We start from the raw sequence: 13184 nt of genomic DNA on the forward strand, positions 1-13184 counted from the left end.
CGCTCCCCTCGGGTACGGCCACCCACTGCCCGTACTGTGCGCTGCAGTGCGCGATGACGTTGAGCACGCCGGCGCTGCGCGACCCGGGCGCTCCGCTGCTCGAGGTCGCAGGGCGTGACTTCCCCACCAACGGCGGCGGACTCTGCAAGAAGGGGTGGACATCCGCCGTCGTGCTCGATGCACCTGGCCGGCTGACGGAGCCGCTGATGCGCGATGCGAGCGAACACCTCGTGCCGGTGGCGTGGGAGACCGCGCTGGATGCCGTGGCCGAACGGATCGCGGAGGCGCAGGCATCCTACGGGCGCGACGCCGTCGGTGTTTTCGGTGGCGGCGGCCTGACGAACGAGAAGGCGTATCAGCTCGGCAAGTTCGCCCGCGCCGCTCTAGGCACCTCGCGCATCGACTACAACGGGCGGTTCTGCATGTCGTCCGCCGCCGCGGCCGCGAACCGCGCGTTCGGCCTCGACCGGGGGCTGCCGTTCCCGGTGACCGACCTCGATTCTGCCCGGACGGTGCTCGTGCTCGGGTCGAACATGGCAGACACGATGCCGCCGTTCTTGCGCCACCTGCAGGGCGCGCGGGCGGCGGGCGGGCTCATCGTGGTGGATCCGCGTCGTTCGTCGACGGCGAAGCTGACGGTCGACGGGGCCGGGATGCACCTGGCTCCGGCCCCGGGGACGGACCTCGCGCTTCTTCTCGGGCTCGCGCACCTCGCCATCGCCGAGCGGCTGGTCGACCTCGAGTTCGTCGAGTCGCGTACCGCGGGCTACGAGGCCGTGCGCCGCAGCGTGACCGAGTGGTGGCCGGAGCGCACCCAGGCGGTCACGGGCGTGCCCGCCGAACGGATGCGCGCGGTCGTGCGGCGGCTCGCCGAGGGCGACGCGTACATCCTCACCGGTCGCGGGGTCGAGCAGCACTCCGACGGCACCGACACCGCGACAGCCGCGATCAATCTCGCGTTGCTGCTCGGGCTGCCGGGGCGTCCGGGCAGCGGTTACGGCACGATGACCGGCCAGGGCAACGGGCAGGGCGGGCGCGAGCACGGGCAGAAGGCGGACCAGCTGCCCGGCTACCGGTCGATCACCGATCCGGATGCCCGTGCTCACGTCGCGGCCGTGTGGGGCGTGGACGCGGACGACCTCCCCGGCGCGGGTGTGCCGGCCGTGCAGCTGTTGGAGACCGCCGGCGCGCCGGGCGGTGTGCGCTGCCTTCTGGTACACGGGGCGAACCCGGTCGTTTCCGCGCCCAACGCAGGCGTGGTGCGTGAGGCGTTCGACCGGCTCGACACGCTCGTCGTGTGCGATTTCGTGCTCAGCGAGACCGCCCAGCGCGCACACATCGTGCTGCCCGTGACCCAGTGGGCAGAGGAGGACGGCACGATGACGAATCTCGAGGGGCGGGTGCTGCGCCGTCGGCGTGCGATCGCTCCTCCCGGGCAGGCGAGGAGTGAGCTGTGGATCCTCGCCGAGCTCGCCAGACGCCTTGCTCCGCACGTGAGCTTCGACTCGGAGCCGGAGGAGGTGTTCGAGGAGCTCGCACGGGCATCCGCGGGCGGCAAGGCCGACTACTCGGGCATCCACTACCGGATGCTCGAGAGCGGCGAGCCCGTGCATTGGCCGTTCCCCGCAGGCGGGTTGTCGACGCCCCGTCCGTTCACTGAGCGCTTCTGGCACGAGGATGGGCGCGCCCGATTCGTGCCCGTGCGGCGCCGACCGGGAACCGAGACACCGCGCGGACGAGACGAGCTGTGGATGGTGACGGGACGGCTGCTCGAGCATTACCAGTCCGGCGCGCAGACCAGGCGCGTGCCCGAGTTGATGACGGCGCGCTCGCGGCTCGTCGCGGTGCTGCATCCGGCGGCGGCGGCAGCGCGCGGCCTGAGCGACGGCGATCTGGCGGTCATCGAGAACGGCAGGGGCCGGGTGACGGCTCCGGTCGAGTTGGATGCGGGCATCCGCGCCGACACCGTGTTCCTGCCGTTCCACTTTCCCGACGCCGACAGCGCCAACCTCCTCACGAGCGACGCCGTCGACCCCGTGTCGGCGATGCCGGAGTTCAAAACGGCGGTGGTGACCGTGTCGCGGGCCTGAGCGCGCTGCTCGGCAACGCCGTATGGCCGGTGCGACCCATGCTCCGAATGCGACCGCAGCGGATACTGGCATCATGCGGTGTCGAAGCGTGATCGCACTGGCAGGGTCGGCCGTTCTGGTCACTGCGCTGACCTCATGCTCTGCCTCGCCTCCGGCAGCGTGCACCGCGATCGGGGTCTCCTACACAGTTCGCGTGCGGGTCTCAGGCGATACCTCTCGCGTCGCCGATGTCGGATTCTGCGGAGGCGCGGCCTGCACACCGCAGAGACTTGCCCTGGCGCTGTCCGGCTCAACACCGAGTCCGCTCCCCCTCAAGCACAAAAGCGACGTGTGGCCCGTACCCACCGGACACGCGAGACCGGGAGTCGGCCACGTCGCCGCATTCGACACTCACGGCAGCATCATCGCCGACAGTCGCGTGCACCTGGTGTGGCACAACAAGGGCACCGAAACGTGCCCGGGCCCTTACGAGGCATCCACTTCGCTCCTCGTCGAGGGTTGATGCGTTGGAGGAACTGCCGCGGACCCGCACGCGCGACGATCACCTGCCGAATGCGATGACGCCCGTGCGTGTGCCGATGAAGAGCATTCCTGCGGCGAACGATGGGGTGGCGAAGGTCGGCAGCGCCCCCGTGTCGAGCGACTGCCGGTGTGTGCCCGAGTTCGCCGTGTAGCCGGTGAGTCCTCCCGCCGGGTACTGCGCCGCCCACACCGTGTCGCCGACCACGATCGGGGCGCCGTTCGCACCGGGGAGCCGCGGACCCAGCATCCGCTTGGCGACGTCGATGACCTGGATGCCGCCGCCACGGCAGGGCACGAACAGTCGCTGTGTCGTCGGGTCGTACGCCGGGCCGCCGTCGGGGTCACTGCCGCAGACGTCACGGATCACGGCGACACGACCGAGATCGGATGCCCGCAACAGGTATCCGGCATCCGTCTTGCCGACTGCGAAGACGAGCCCGCCGGGCAGCAGAACCGGATTGCCGGTGGCGAGGTCTTCGTCGCCGCTCGCCGTCCGGTCCTTGAACGAGGCGAGCACCTTCAGGCTCGGCGACAGCTTCACGACGCTCTCGGTGTACTCGAACCGGTCCTGACCAGGGGGAAACGGGTTGGCGTTGCCCGTGGTGATGTAGACGCTGCCGTCGGAGCCGATCGCCGGCGCGCCGCCGGAGAGCCAAATCGCTCCGCCTTCGCCATCGCGCGCCACCTCGAAGCTCACGAGGTCGCCGGGCGTGGTCTCCGATGCTCCCACGAGCCAGCCGTGGTAGCTGCCGCAGTCTCCGATGTTGCCGCCGTAGCCGATGTAGACCCGGCCGTTGCCGATCGCGAGACCGGCGCGCTGCAGCAGATGGATGCTCTTCTCCCCCGCAGGCAGGGGCGGGTCCACGTTCTCGTTCAGCAGTTCTCGCCCGGTGTCGACCGCGAGGCCCACGAGCTTGTGCTGCACCGAGTCACCGTCGACGACCTCACCGACGGCGAAGACTTCGCGTTTGCCGACGTCGATCGCGAGTGTCGAGGTGATGCCGAGTGGATCGATGTTGCCACAGCCTGCTCGCTCGCTGACGTTCGTGAGCGGTGCGCCGAGCCGATACGACCAGAGCCGGCGTCCAGAGCTGCGGTTCAGTGCCACCACCTCGTTGGATTCCGTACCCACGATGACCGTGTCACCGATCACTACCGGCTGGCCGTAGACGGCGGCGCCGAGGTCAGCTTTCCACGCACTTTGTGCCGGGTCCGGTACGGAGCCGGGCACCGCCGCCGTCCGCGCCTGGTCGGCGTGGTAGCTCGGCCACAGCGGCGTGGTGCCCGTTGCGGAGGGCGGCGTGACCGGTCCGGTCGCTTGCATCGTGGGGCGAAACGTCGCGGGCTCGTGCGGCCCGCCGCCGCTGCACGCGGTGAGGGCGAGTGCCGCGCCGCACGCGATGGCGGCGCGGAACAACCGTTGCCATCGCATGCCTTCAGTCTCCCCGGATCGACGCCGCGAGGCCACGGGGGCATCAGATCGACGGCGAATCGGCGGCTTGCCCGCGACGGAACACGGATCCGCTACACCTATCGGCATCCGCTACAGGATCATTGTGTGGCGGATGCCGATACGTGTGGCGGATGCCGATACGTGTAGCGCGAGCGTTCTCTAAGGACGTCGCGAGCAGCGTCGAGAAGGACGCGAGCAACCTCGGCTGTTACTCCGCGAAGCCCTCAGTGTCGGGCGCGGTCCGTTCGTCCGACTCGACGGCATCCGTGATCGACGCGTCGGGCTCCCCCGCCTCAGCACCGCCGGCATCTGCGTCCTCCGGCACGTCCTCGAACAGCCCCGTCGGAGGAGTCACCGTGACGGTGCCGGCCTTGATGTCAACCTCCGGGACTATCGCGGAGACGAACGGCACGAGCACCTCGCCGTCATGCGTCTTCACCGCGAGCAGATCTTGAGCTGGCAGGTGGTCGACCCGGGCGATCGTGCCGACCTCGGTGCCCTCGCGCAGCACCCGAAGGCCGACGAGTTGGTGGTCGTACCAGGCATCTTCTTCGACCGTGTCGTCCTGGTCGACCCAGAGGATCGCCTTGATGAGCGTCTCGGCCTCGGTGCGGTCGGTGACACCCTCGAAGAATCCGACAGGATGCCCGTTATACCAGCGCATCTCCGCCAGGCGGATGGTCTTGCCGTGCCACTTCGATCCGGTGGGCACCTGCAGCGAGAACTCGGCTCCCGGCACGAAGCGACGCTCAGGGTCGTCGGTGTAGAGCTCGAGCTTGATGGCGCCCTTGAGACCGTGCGCCTTGGTCAGTCTGCCGACGCGAAGCTGCTGCCTCGGCTGTTTCGGCTCGGTTCGCTTGCCGCTCACCGTTCGTCAGTCGATGAGGTCGACGCGCACGCGACGACCGTCGGCCAGCGCGTTCACGACGGTGCGAAGAGCCTTCGCCGTGCGACCGGAGCGGCCGATCACGCGGCCGAGGTCCTCGGGGTTCACACGAACCTCGAGGACCTCTCCGCGCGATGACTCCTTCGCCACGACATGCACGTCGTCGGGGTGGTCGACGATTCCCTCGACCAGGTGCTGAAGAGCGGGAGCGAGCAAGGTCTTACGCCTCGGTGGTCTCGTCGGCGGGGGCGTCAGCCTCGGCTACCGGCTCCGCCTTCGGCGCCGGCTTCTCGCTCTTCGGCTTGAGAACCGGCTTCTTCTTCTCGTCGGCGACGAACGCGACCTTCGCCTCGGGGGTCTTGACGGTGCTCGTGGCGTTCTTGTCGCCCTTGAACTTGCCCCAGTCGCCGGTCAGCTTCAGGATGGCCAGCACCTGCTCGGTCGGCTGCGCGCCGACACCGAGCCAGTACTGCGCGCGGTCGGAGTCGACCTCGATGAACGAGGGCTCCTCGGTGGGGTGATACTTGCCGATCTCCTCGATCACACGACCGTCGCGCTTGGTGCGCGAGTCGGCGACGACGATGCGGTAATACGGGGCACGGATCTTTCCGAGCCGCTTCAGGCGGATCTTGACAGCCACTTTTCTCCAGAGTTTTCGTGTTTCGCGCGAACTGACTGCCGAGGGCGTGGGGCACACGCGGCAGGAGGTCTGATGAGTGAGTCTCCCCACGAAAGATAGAGGGTCGTTCCGTGAGAACTCGACTGATCATTCTTGCAGATTCCGCGCCCCGACCGATAATCGTGGCTCACGCTGTCAAGCGGCGATGCGGCGCGCGGCGGCGAGGCCCTCGGTCGTCGCCCGCACGGCGTCGACGCGTGAGGCATCCCTTGCACCGCCGACGACTTCGAAGCGGATGCCTCGCGCATCCAGCTCGTGCCGCAGCGGGTCGTGAGACTCCTGACCCGCACACACCACGACGGTCGCTGCCGGGACGAGCTCCACCGAGCCGTCGCCGGTTTCGATCTCCACGCCATCCGGCGTGATGCGCCGATAGGACAGCCCGCTCAGCATCCGCACGCCGGCATCGCGCAGCCCGCCCAGTACAACCCAGCGCGCGGTGATCCCGATCCCTTGCCCGAACTTGCCGGAACGGCGCAGAACGGTCACCTCGCTCCCCGGGCGCACGCTGTTCGACGGGTTGCGATTCGCCCACGCCCCCCGCTGCTCCTCCAGAAGGTCAGCGGACCAAGGCAGACCGAATCGCGTGGCGAAGCCGGCGGCCCGCTCACGGGCATCCGCCGGCTCGACGAGCATGGTGGCGACGTCGACTCCGATGCCCCCTCCGCCGATCACGGCCACCGGACCCTCCGGCACACCGGAGAGAATCGCTCGCTCGTAGTCCATGACGTGCGGCAGGTCGGCACCGGGGATGTCAATTCGCCGCGGGCGCACGCCGGAGGCGAGCACGACCCCTTCGAAGTCCGCAAGACGGTCGGCGGTGGCGATCGTCGAGGCGGCGATGACCGCGCCGAGCCTGCCGAGCTCGGAGGCCACCGACCGGGGGGTCGCCGCGTAGTCCTCCTTGCCCGGAATGCGCGCGGCCAGCGCGAACTGGCCACCGAGGGCGTCCGCCGCCTCGAACAGGGTCACCGCGTGCCCGCGGCGCGCGAGATCGAGCGCCGCCGCCATGCCTGCCGGACCTCCGCCCACCACCGCGATCCGCGAGCGCGTGCGTGTGGCCAGCAGCGGATACTCGCTCTCACGTCCGGCCCGCGGGTTCACCAGGCACGACACCGGCTCGAAGACGAGCGAACGATCGATGCACGCCTGGTCGCAGCCGATGCAGGTGTTGACTGCGGCGAAGTCGCCCGCCCGCGACCGTTCGATCAGCAGCGGATCGGCGAGGAACGGTCGAGCCAGTGCGACGGCGTCCACGGTACCGCGACGCAGCACCTGCTCCACATCACGCAGGTCCGTGAACCGATTGCTGGCGATGACCGCCGCGCTCCGACCGGCATCCGCGAGCGCCGACGAGACGCGTTCGGCAGCTGCCAGCCACGCACCGTGCGGAACGGATGCCTGCACCGTCGGCACGCGCGACTCGTGCCACCCGATGCCCACGCTGATCGCATCCGCTCCTTCGGCCGCGAGCCGCACGGCCAGCCGCGCGTACCGGTCCGGCGCGGGAGCGCCCGGCATGAGGTCGTCGCCCGAGATCCGCACCGTGACCGGCAATTCCCCCACCGCGTCGCGCACGGCACGGACCACCTCGATCGCGAACCGCTCGCGGCCTTCCTGATCGCCGCCCCACTCGTCGTCGCGGAGGTTCGTGACCGGCGAGCAGAACTGATTGATCAGATAGCCCTCCGAGGCCATGACCTCGACGGCGTCGAACCCGATCCGTTTCGCGGCGGCCGCCGCCGCGGCGAACTGGCGGACGATCTCCCCGACCTCCGCGGTGGGCAGCTCCCTGGGCACCTCGCCTCTCGCCGCCGCCCAGGGGACGGGCGACGGCGCCACCGACTGCAGCGGCGCCCCGGCGTCGCCGGTCAGCCCGCCCAGCACGGCATAGCGGCCTGCGTGGAACAGCTGAGCACACACCGCACCGCCGGCCTCGTGAGCGGCGTGCACCGCGAATGCGAGGCGCTCCTGCACCTCGGGGTCGGACAGCACGACGTAATCGGGACCGCCGCGGCCCTCGGGCGAGACCGCTAGCCCGCCGGTGACGATGAGGGATGCTCCTCCCGCGATCCGCTCGCGGTAGAACGCGGCGAGGCCCTCGCCCCCGTCGTCCCGCGCCTCCAGCCCGGTGTGCATGCTGCCCACCACCACGCGGTGCGGCAGGGACAGCGAACCCAGCGACCACGGGGTGAAGGTGCGGGCGAGCAGCTCGGCCGGGGCGGGCATCCGTCGGCGTTCTACCGGTCGGCGGGCTCTGACGACGCCGACTCCGAGCCGTACACGGCAGCACGCAGTTCACCGCTGGTGTCGGCCCAGAATGGGGGCGCGACGACGGTGAGGCCGCCGTCGACGGTGAGGATCTGCCCGGTGATATAGCCGGCGTGCGCACCGAGCAGGAACTCGACGGCAGACGCCATGTCGTCCGCCGTTCCCGGCCGGCCGAGCGGCACCTTCTCGATCACGCTCGACATGGGTGCCATCCCGGGCACGCGCTGGTAGAAGTACTCGAGCGAGTCCGTGTCGATGAGGCCGCCGTTCACCGCGTTCACCGTGATGTTGCGGGGACCGAACTCCGCGGCCATGAACTTGACGTACGACTCGACCGCGGCCTTCGCCGCGCCCAGCGAGGCGTACGTGGGGAACGCTCGCAGCGATCCGTAGCTGGTCAGGGCAACGATGCGTCCGCCGTCGGTCATGAGCTGCGCCGCACGCTGCCCGCCGAGCACGAACGAGCGCACGTTCATCGCCCAGTTGCGGTCGAGGTGATGCAGCTTGAGCGCCGAGATCGGCTTGAACGCGCTGGCCGCGGCGTTGGCGACGAACCCGTCGAGGCGACCGTACTCCTCGCGTACCTTCTCGAACAGCGCGTCGATGTCGTCGGGCTCCTCGATGTTCGCCTGCACGGCGATGCCGCCACCGCCCGCCGCACGCGCCTCGCGGACGACGTCTTCGGCCAGGTCGGCGTTCGTCTTGTAGTTCACCACCACGTGCTCGCCGCGGGCGGCGAGCTTCAGAGCCAGCACGCGGCCGATGCCGCGGGAGCTGCCGGTGATGAGGGTGACGCGGGGGGAAGCGCCGGAGTCGGTCGGGGCGGACGTCATGGGCTGAGGTGCTCCTGTTCGGTTCGTTCGTTCGTTCGGGGAGATGGGGCGGTGATGGTGAGCGGTCAGACCTGACCGGTCAGCACGGCACGGCCGACGACGAGTTTCTGGATCTCGTTGGTGCCCTCTTCGAAGCGCTGCGCGCGGGCATCCCGGTACACGCGCTCGATCGGGTTGCGCTTCCAGTAGCCCTGGCCGCCGTGGATCTGCAGCGCCTTGTCGGTCACCCTGGTCAGCATGTCGACGGCGATCATCTTGCTGGCGCTGGAGAGCACGCCCGCTTCGGGTTCGTCGTTCTCGTAGGCGCGTGCGGCCTCGAGCACGAGTGCCCTCGCGGCACGGATGTCTGCGAAGTTCTCCGCGAGCAGGAACTGCACAGCCTGCCGCTCGGCGAGCTTCTTGCCGAACGTCTCGCGGCGCTGCGCGTACTGCACCGCCAGTTCTTGCGCCCGCTCCGCGAGCCCGATGCAGCTCATCGCAACGGAGACGCGGCTCGGCAGCAGGAATCCGCCGAGCATGACCTCGAGCCCCTGGTCCTCCTCGCCGACCCGGTTCGCGACCGGCACCGGGGTGTCGTGGAAGCGCAGGATCGCGTGGTCGGTTCCGTGCACGCCCATCGTCTCGGAGTCGTCGATCACCTCGGCGCCGGGCAGCCCGGTGTTCGGCACCATGAGCGCCACGACGCCGTGCTTGCCGCTGGAGCCCTCCAGTCGCGCTGCCAGCAGCCACCAGTCGCACTTCACGCCGAACGTGATCAGGTGCTTCTCGCCGTTCAGCAGATATGTGTCGCCCTCGCGGCGCACGGTGGTGTGGATGTCTGCACCGGTTCCGCCCGTCGCCTCGGTGAGTGTGAAGGCGACGAGTTTCTGACCCGTGACGGAGGGCACGACGAACTCCGCGCGCTGCTCGTCGGTCATGTACGGGTCCATGGCGCGCCAGGTGCCGTTGATCACGTGCACGAGCATGCGGATCGACGCGTGCGAGCGGGAGAAGATCTCCATCAGCTCCAGGTACTGCGGGAACGGGATGCCGCGCCCACCGAGCCGCTCGGGAGCCGCCAGCGAAAGGTAGCCGCGGTCACGCAGCTCGCCGAACAGCTCGGGCGGCAAGGCGCCGGCGGCCTCGATCCGCTCCGCGTAATCCTCACCGGGACCGGTGACCCAGTCGGTGACCTCGCGCTTGAGAGCGGCGAACTCGTCTTCCCCGAACGGACTCGCGACGGTCTCGTACTCCGTGCCGGCGACCTGGCTCATGCATTCTCCTTCTTGTGCGCGGCGGTGCTGTTCTCGTGCTCGGCGGCCACGAGCGCGGCCGCCTGCTCGCGCAGCAGGTTCTTCTGGATCTTCCCCACCGCATTGCGAGGCAGCGCGTCGATGTGCTCGATGCGCTCGGGCCAGTAGTACTTCGACGTGCCCGCACGACCGAGATAATCCTGCACCTCGGCAAGGGTCAGAGGCGAACCGTCGGCCGCGGGGACGACGAAGGCGCACGCCCGCTCGCCCAGACGCGGGTCGGGCATGGCGACGATGGCGACGTCGGTGACCTTCGGATGCTGGTACAGCAGGTTCTCGATCTCGACAACGGGAATCTTCTCGCCGCCGCGGTTGATCACATCCTTCACCCGGCCGGTGATGTGCAGGAATCCGGCCTTGTCGAGGTAGGCGAGGTCACCGGTGCGGTACCAGCCGTCGGGGGTGAAGACGTCGGAGGTGAGGTCGAAGCGGTCCAGGTATCCATCGAACACGGTCGGCGACCGCAGCTCATAGTTGCCCTCGACATCGGCCTCCACCGCCTGACCCTGGTCGTCGACGATGCGCACGTCGACGCCGAAGAGGGCGCGACCGTCGCTGCCCCAGGCATCCTCGGGCTTGTCGTCGGCGCCCGCCAGGGTGCCAAGGCACGTCTCGGTCGTGCCGAACGCGCCGAGCACCTTGGTGCCGAGCACGTCCGTCGCGCGCTGCGAGAGCGCGCGTGGAACGGCCGCACCCGTCGCGACGAAGGTGCGCAGGCTGCTCGGCGCCGGCTCGCCGGCCTCGACGAGCGTGAGGAGGTCGGACAGGAACGGCGTGGCCGCCTGCACGAACGTGGCCTTCCCCTCGCCGAACGCCCTTTCGAGTGCCACCCGACCGTCCCAGATGGGCTGGATGACCACCGCGACTCCGAGCCGCCAGGCCAGCAGCATGCCATAGAGGAATCCGGTCTGATGGGCCAGCGGAGACGGAACGTAGATGCGGTCGTCGTGCGTGAGGCCGAGGTGCCGCACCTCCATGGCCGTGGCGAGGCCGAGACTGCGGTACGTGTGCTGCACACCCTTCGGCTCGCCGGTCGTGCCAGAGGTGAACAGCAGCTGGCAGTAGTCGTCAAGCCGCGGGGCGACACGCGCGAGGACGTCGTTGTCGACGGTCACCGCCTCCAGCGCCGCGTCGTAGTAGCGCCAGTTCCAGTCCGTCGCCCTTGCATCTTCGAGGGCGTCGTTCGGGATCGGCGGAACCTCCACCGACGAGTCCGCGCCGCGGCGGTTCTCACTGCGCAGCACGACCACGTGCTCGATCGAGAGCCGCCTGCCTCGTGCCTCGGCCTCGTCGATAGTGGCAAGCAGCTCCACGACCGGCTGCCGCCCTCGGAAGTAGTTCGGCAGGAACACGACGCGGGCGCGCGACCGGCTCAGGGTCATCGAGGTCTCACGCGGTCCGAACACGGGCATGATCGGCGTCACGACGGCGCCGACCTGCATGATGCCGAGCGCGATCGCGACGAACTCGCTCCAGTTCGGCAGCTGCACCGCGACGGGCTCGCCGCGGCGCACACCCATCTCCAGCAGCAGTGCGGACACCTTGTCGGCCTCCTCGCCCAGCTCACGCCAGGTGAGCGAGGTGAGGGCGTGGCCGTCCGCCTCCAGCACGGCGGGGGCATCCGGCTCGGCCGCCCTAGTCGCTGCGACGGCCTGCGTGAGAAGCAGCGGTTCGGCGAGGGCGCCGAGCGAGGCCGCCAGGTCGTCGGCGGTCGCGGCGTGCTCCTCGCGCTCGTCCTCGACCGGCTTGGTGCCGACATCCATGTGCAGTCCGATGCCGTTCATCTCGTCGAGGAACATCGGATACGAGATGCGATAGGCGTGCGGATACGTGAGCGTCGACCGGCCCTCGGCACGCGTGGCCGCCACGGCCAGCGCCATCAGCACGCGATGGTCGTTGAACGACGACATCGCGGCACCGGTCAGCGAATCGACTCCGGTGATCCGAAGCTCGTCGGGGCTCTGCTCGAGCCGGCCGCCCATGCGGTTCAGCTGCAGCATGGCCGCCACGCGGTCGGACTCCTTGAGCCTGATGTGCTTCACGTTGTGCAGTCGCGACGTGCCGTCGGCGAACGTGGCGAGCGACGAGAGCACCGGCAGCAGGTCGGGAATCGGCCCGCAGTCCACGTCGATCGGCTTCAGCTTCAGGCCGTCGTGGGCAATACGCACGAACCCGGTCTTCTCGTCCCTGATCATCGGCACGCCCATCTCGGCCGCGAGGTCGAGGAACTCGGCTTCGGGATGGTCCGTCTCGGCCGCGCGCGTCGCCGAGAGTCCGCGGAGCAGCACATCGCCCGGGTGCAGCGCCGCCGCCGCGATCCCGAACGCCGCCGACCCGATGTCCGGCGGGATGGTGTACTCGGTAGGTGTCGCGGTCTGGCCCGCGGGAACCCGGTAGGTGAGCCAGTCGTCGGAGACCTCGACCCGCAGCCCGAACATGCGCATCATGCGAACGGTCAGGTCGACGTAGGGCTGCTCGTTCAGGTGGCCACCCGTGACATGGATGGTGGTGTCGTTCTGCGCGAACGGTGCGAGCAGCAGCAGGCCGCTCAGCCACTGGGAGAGCGTTCCTGCGATGGAGACGTCTCCGCCCTGCGGTGCCTGCGGCTGCACCGTGATCGGCGGGCAGTCGTCAGTGCTCTGCAGCTGCACGCCCATCTGCCGGAGCGAGTCGAGCAGGGCCTTGATCGGCCGGCGCTGGAAGTACTTCATGCCGGTGAGCGTCATCGGACGATCCGCCAGCGATGCGAGGCCGACCATGAAGTACAGCGTCGTGCCGCTGGAACCCACGTTCAGCACACCGTCCGGGCCGCTCGACCCCCGCTCGACGACGTCGGACGCCCGGTACCTGCCACCGTGCACGATGTACGAGTCCCCGTCGATGTCGATCTGCGTGCCGAGCGCGCGCAGCACGCTCACCGTCCACTCGATCTGCCGGGTCGCCGACAGTCCCCTCACCACGCTCGTGCCCTCAGCCAGCGACGCCAGCACGAGGGCACGGTGTGCGTGATATTTCGAAACGGGGATGTCGAGTTCGTTCTCCAGCCGATCCCGGGTTCCTTGCACCATCAGTCGCATATGTGTCTCTTCCGTTCCGCTCACGCCAGGTCGGGACCCCTCCCCTGAAGTCGCGACCCTGCGACACCGACGGGACCGGCC

Annotated in this window: 10 protein-coding genes; 2 read left to right on the forward strand and 8 right to left on the reverse strand. The window is 69.3% G+C overall.

Annotated features, from left to right (window positions below):
- Positions 1 to 53: 53 nt before the first annotated feature.
- Positions 54 to 2090 carry a molybdopterin oxidoreductase family protein gene (locus tag ACYVII_RS01880; RefSeq protein ID WP_460530089.1) on the forward strand — a complete coding sequence of 679 codons (2037 nt, stop codon included), beginning with the start codon at positions 54 to 56 and terminating at the stop codon, positions 2088 to 2090.
- Between the two features lie 328 nt (positions 2091 to 2418).
- Positions 2419 to 2592: a hypothetical protein gene (locus ACYVII_RS01885; protein ID WP_460530092.1), complete on the forward strand. Its 174-nt coding sequence runs from the start codon at positions 2419 to 2421 to the stop codon at positions 2590 to 2592.
- A 39-nt stretch (positions 2593 to 2631) separates the two neighbouring features.
- On the opposite strand, the gene ACYVII_RS01890 is transcribed toward ACYVII_RS01885, so the two are convergent.
- The 8 genes from ACYVII_RS01890 to aroA all read right to left on the reverse strand — a co-directional run bounded on the left by ACYVII_RS01890 (position 2632) and on the right by aroA (position 13094).
- Positions 2632 to 4044: a PQQ-binding-like beta-propeller repeat protein gene (locus ACYVII_RS01890; RefSeq protein WP_460530095.1), complete on the reverse strand. Its 1413-nt coding sequence runs from the start codon at positions 4042 to 4044 to the stop codon at positions 2632 to 2634.
- Between the two features lie 229 nt (positions 4045 to 4273).
- Complete coding sequence (gene rimM / locus ACYVII_RS01895) at positions 4274 to 4933, reverse strand: ribosome maturation factor RimM (RefSeq protein ID WP_460530098.1); 660 nt, start codon at positions 4931 to 4933, stop codon at positions 4274 to 4276.
- A 6-nt stretch (positions 4934 to 4939) separates the two neighbouring features.
- The gene (locus ACYVII_RS01900) at positions 4940 to 5167 is read right to left on the reverse strand and encodes an RNA-binding protein (RefSeq protein WP_460521038.1); all 228 of its coding nucleotides are present in this window, start codon (positions 5165 to 5167) and stop codon (positions 4940 to 4942) included.
- A 4-nt stretch (positions 5168 to 5171) separates the two neighbouring features.
- Positions 5172 to 5591: a 30S ribosomal protein S16 gene (rpsP, locus tag ACYVII_RS01905; protein WP_460530101.1), complete on the reverse strand. Its 420-nt coding sequence runs from the start codon at positions 5589 to 5591 to the stop codon at positions 5172 to 5174.
- A gap of 174 nt (positions 5592 to 5765) precedes the next feature.
- Entirely contained in the window at positions 5766 to 7859 is a 2094-nt protein-coding gene (locus tag ACYVII_RS01910; protein WP_460530104.1) for an FAD-dependent oxidoreductase, read from the reverse strand.
- A gap of 11 nt (positions 7860 to 7870) precedes the next feature.
- Positions 7871 to 8734: an SDR family oxidoreductase gene (locus ACYVII_RS01915; protein WP_460530107.1), complete on the reverse strand. Its 864-nt coding sequence runs from the start codon at positions 8732 to 8734 to the stop codon at positions 7871 to 7873.
- 65 nt (positions 8735 to 8799) lie between these two features.
- Entirely contained in the window at positions 8800 to 9987 is a 1188-nt protein-coding gene (locus ACYVII_RS01920) for an acyl-CoA dehydrogenase family protein (RefSeq protein ID WP_460530110.1), read from the reverse strand.
- Positions 9984 to 13094, reverse strand: coding sequence for a 3-phosphoshikimate 1-carboxyvinyltransferase (gene aroA / locus ACYVII_RS01925; RefSeq protein WP_460530114.1), 3111 nt, complete (start codon positions 13092 to 13094; stop codon positions 9984 to 9986). The genes ACYVII_RS01920 and aroA overlap by 4 nt, the downstream gene beginning before the upstream one ends.
- Positions 13095 to 13184 lie beyond the last annotated feature (90 nt).

This window comes from Humibacter ginsengiterrae, assembly GCF_054780115.1.

Bases quoted from the DNA above. Each gene is read 5' to 3' on its own strand.
- ACYVII_RS01880 (WP_460530089.1), top strand. From the start codon at position 54: ATGACGTTGAGCACGCCGGCGCTGCGCGACCCGGGCGCTCCGCTGCTC.
- ACYVII_RS01890 (WP_460530095.1), bottom strand. From the start codon at position 4,044: ATGCGATGGCAACGGTTGTTCCGCGCCGCCATCGCGTGCGGCGCGGCA.
- ACYVII_RS01910 (WP_460530104.1), bottom strand. From the start codon at position 7,859: ATGCCCGCCCCGGCCGAGCTGCTCGCCCGCACCTTCACCCCGTGGTCG.
- ACYVII_RS01915 (WP_460530107.1), bottom strand. From the start codon at position 8,734: ATGACGTCCGCCCCGACCGACTCCGGCGCTTCCCCCCGCGTCACCCTC.
- ACYVII_RS01920 (WP_460530110.1), bottom strand. From the start codon at position 9,987: ATGAGCCAGGTCGCCGGCACGGAGTACGAGACCGTCGCGAGTCCGTTC.
- aroA (WP_460530114.1), bottom strand. From the start codon at position 13,094: ATGGTGCAAGGAACCCGGGATCGGCTGGAGAACGAACTCGACATCCCC.